The 2,386-nt window shown below is 68.0% G+C and carries 2 protein-coding genes; one reads left to right on the plus strand and one right to left on the minus strand.

Annotation, left to right across the window (positions count from 1 at the left end; genetic code table 11):
• On the plus strand, positions 1-702 hold a 702-nt coding region (locus ACWEBX_RS39215), incomplete at its 5' end, for a GlxA family transcriptional regulator (protein WP_451889481.1).
• 95 nt (positions 703-797) lie between these two features.
• Here the strand turns inward: ACWEBX_RS39215 and ACWEBX_RS39220 are convergent.
• Complete coding sequence (locus ACWEBX_RS39220) at positions 798-2,285, minus strand: FAD-dependent monooxygenase (protein ID WP_451889482.1); 1,488 nt, start codon at positions 2,283-2,285, stop codon at positions 798-800.
• Between the last annotated feature and the right edge of the window lie 101 nt (positions 2,286-2,386).

The following is a 2,386-nucleotide window of genomic DNA, read 5'->3' on the forward strand; positions in this document are numbered from 1 at the left end:
CCGCAACGTGAACCCGAACGCGAGGAGCTCCGGCGTGCCCGTGCTGAAGGTGTCTCTCTGGCTGCCGCCTGTACCAGCACGTTCCTTCTTGCTGAGGCCGGCGTCCTGGATGGTCTGAGCGCCACCACGAGTTGGTGGTTGGCCGGCACGTTCCGGCAGGCGTACCCCCAGGTGTTGCTGGAGGAGGGACGCATGCTGGTCGATGCCGTCGGAGTGACGACGGCCGGCGCCGCCATGGCACATCTCGACCTGGCTCTCGCTCTCGTACGGCAGTCGAGCCCGACTCTTGCCGACCTCACGGCCAGATACCTCGTGGTGGACCACCGTCCAACTCAGGCCGGCTACGCCATTCCAGGTCACCTTGCCCGGACCGATCCCACCGTGAGCGCCTTCGAAGGATGGGTGCGCGCACACATCGACCAGCCGCTGAGCATTGCGGACGCGGCACGAGCCATCGGGGCGAGCGAACGAACCCTGCAGCGTCTTGTGCACAAGGCCGTGGGCGTATCCCCGGTGCGCTTTGCCCAATCCATCCGCCTGGAACAGGCAAGTCACCTGCTGCGCACCACGGACCTTTCCACACAGACCATCGCCCGACGCGTCGGCTACGACAATGCCTCCACGCTGTCCACTCTGCTGCGCCAGCGCCTTGGCACCACACCGGGCCGCCTGCGCAACCGGACCAGTTCGAGCAGCGCCTGAGTCTGTTGCCGCACTGCCCCTGTCGGCCTTCGGATTCTGTGCCTGGGTGGGACTTCTGGAGGGCAGCCCGGAGCCGGCGGCGCTCAAGGATGCTGCTAGCGGGAGGGCGGTCTGTGACGAGGGGACGTGCCGGCCCCACACCAGTGGGCCAATGCCTGGCGGATCTCGTCGGCACGGCGTTGAGGATGCTGCTCGGAGGTGGCCCATGCGATGTAGGCGTCCGGCCTGACCAACACGGCCTTGGTTGTCGGGCCCTTCGGCGTTACGACCTCGGCCTCGTTGGACCAGGGTTCGGTCACAGAGGGGGAGAGCGCAGGGTTGACGGGGGCGACAAGCACGAACTTCCGAGTTCGCAAGGCCTCGTAGAGCCGTCGCCCATCGCTCAGAAGGAAGTCCGGCGCTCGCTTGCCGGTGAGTGGGTGAGCACCGGCAGGCGCCGGGTAGGCGATGTCGATTCCAGATATCGCTCGGGAGACGCGCCTGGCGAGAGGGGGGATACGCAGCACGGTGCGCGCAGAAAGGTCGCGGAGGCCGCAAAGGGCCCGCGGTGTAGTCAGCACCCCACGGAGCAGCGCGCCGCTCATCCGCAGCACCCGACGACCGACCGGATACCGTTCGGTCTGGTAGGTGTCCAGGAGACCGTCTGACGCCCGGTCGTGCAGAACGGCACTCAGCTTCCAGCCGAGGTTGGCGGAGTCCTGAATGCTGGTGTTCAGGCCCATGCCGCCGGCAGGGGAGTGCACGTGCGCGGCGTCGCCGACGAGGAAGACCCGGCCCGAGCGATAGCGCGGGGACTGGCGTTCATCGCTGTGGAACCGGGAGAGCCAGCGTGGGTCGTGCATGCCGAAGTCGCTGCCGAGCGCCCGCTGGGCGACCGCGCGGATCTCGTCGAGGTCCACCGGTGTCTTGTCGGACATCTGGTGGTGGCGATTCCAGGCCATCACGCGGAACCAGCCATCCCCGAACGGCACGACAAGGGCGAAGGCATCGCCCACGGCTCCGACGGTCGGTGGTTTCTGGGGCGGCGTGGCCAGCCGGACGTCGGCAAGCATCATCGACCGGATGGCGGAGCGGCCGGGGAACGGCAGGCCCAGGGATCGGCGAACTACGCTGTTCCGTCCGTCAGCCCCCACGACGTAAGCGGCGCGCAGAGTTTGCACGGTCCCGTCGGCGGCCTGTACGTCCACGTCGACGCCGGATGCGTCCTGCCGGAGGGCGGTTACCTCGCAAGCGGCCTTGATCTCCGCACCGTGGGCCAGAGCCCGCTTTCGCAGTAGCCGCTCCGTGTTGTATTGCGGAGTGACCAGCACGTGGGGGTACCGGGTCGGGAGCCGTGACAGATCGATCTTCAGAAACTGCAGGACAGGGTTGCGGATGCCGGTCATGAGGAGTTCGTCGGCGATGCCGCGCGCGTCCAGTTGTTCCATCGTCCGCGCATGGACGGCGAATGCCCGCGTGAGTTCGGACTCCCCGGCTCGTCGTTCGACGACGGCACACGCGATTCCTGACTCGGCCAGATCACCTGCGACCAGCAGCCCTGCCGGGCCTGCGCCTACGATCAGCACGTCATGTTCGGAGTCCACATCGTCTCCTCCGCGCCGGCCCGGCCGATGACGGTGCAGCAGAGCGAGTTCCTGCTGCGGCAGCGCGACGGGGTCCGCACCCCGGCACGGTCCGCCGCCGG

The sequence above is a fragment of the Streptomyces sp. NPDC005070 genome (assembly GCF_053600395.1).